This window comes from Kitasatospora sp. NPDC024654 (assembly GCF_055559155.1).
This window is the reverse complement of sequence record NZ_JBVHLF010000276.1, coordinates 1-1,176: the sequence shown is the minus strand read 5'-3', so window position 1 is coordinate 1,176 and position 1,176 is coordinate 1. Positions and strand designations below refer to the sequence as shown.

Below are 1,176 nucleotides of genomic sequence, written 5' to 3'. Positions count from 1 at the left end.
CGACCCGAGCTCGAACTGTCCGATGTGGGTCGCGCGTTGGTGGTGTCGCGGTCGGTGTTCGAGCATCGTGCGGTGGTGGTCGCGGGTGACCGTGACGGCGCGGTGCGTGGTCTGGAGGCGTTGGCCTCGGGTGGTGTGGCGGCCGAGGCTGTGCGGGGTGTGGCGGGTTCTGCCGGCAGGGTGGCGTTCGTCTTCCCGGGGCAGGGTTCGCAGTGGGCCGGGATGGCGGTGGAGTTGTTGGAGTGCTCCGCGGTGTTCGCGGAGCGGTTGGGGGAGTGTGCGGCGGCGTTGGCGCCGTTCGTGGATGGTTGGTCGTTGTTGGAGGTTGTGCGTGGTGAGGCCGGCGATGGCTGGCTGGAGCGGGTCGATGTGGTGCAGCCGGTGTTGTGGGCGGTGATGGTGTCGCTCGCGGAGGTGTGGCGGGTGGCTGGGGTTCGGCCGGCGGCTGTGGTGGGGCATTCGCAGGGGGAGATCGCGGCGGCTGTTGTCGGGGGTGCGCTGTCGTTGGAGGACGGTGCGCGGGTGGTGGCGTTGCGCAGTCGGGCGATCGCCGGTGGTCTGGCGGGTCTTGGTGGGATGGTGTCGGTGGCGTTGCCGGTCGGGGTGGTGCGTGAGCGGCTTGTGGTGTGGGGTGAGGAGCGGGTCTCGGTGGCGGCGGTGAACGGGCCGTCGTCGGTGGTCGTCTCGGGTGAGCCGGCGGCGCTGGAGGAGCTGTTGGCCTCTTGTGAGGCGGATGGTGTGCGGGCGCGTCGGGTGCCGGTGGACTACGCGTCGCATTCGGTGCAGGTGGAGTCGATCCGTGAGGAGCTCCTCGGGGTTCTGGCGGGGATCGAACCGCGGGCTGGTGAGGTGCCGTTGCTGTCCACGGTGACCGGTGAGCTGGTCGACGGTTCGGGGATGGATGGTGAGTACTGGTACACCAATCTGCGGGCGACGGTGGAGTTCGAGGATGCCACTCGTGCTCTGCTGGCCGAGCACGGCATCACGACGTTCGTGGAGGTCAGTGCTCATCCGGTGCTGGCGATGGCGGTGCAGGAGAGCATCGAGGACAGCGGCCGGGACGCGGTCGCGTTCGGCACCCTGCGTCGTCAGGAGGGTGGTCTGGAGCGGCTCTTCGCTTCCCTGGCCGAGGCCTGGGTGCGCGGCGTCCCGGTCGACTGGCAGTCCTTCCTGACC

The 1,176-nt window shown here is 69.7% G+C and carries 1 protein-coding gene; it reads left to right on the top strand.

Going from position 1 to position 1,176, the window contains the following annotated elements; all coding sequences use genetic code 11:
• Positions 1-1,176 (top strand): acyltransferase domain-containing protein (locus ACZ38L_RS39595; RefSeq protein WP_465703029.1); only part of this gene is annotated, 1,176 nt, incomplete at both ends.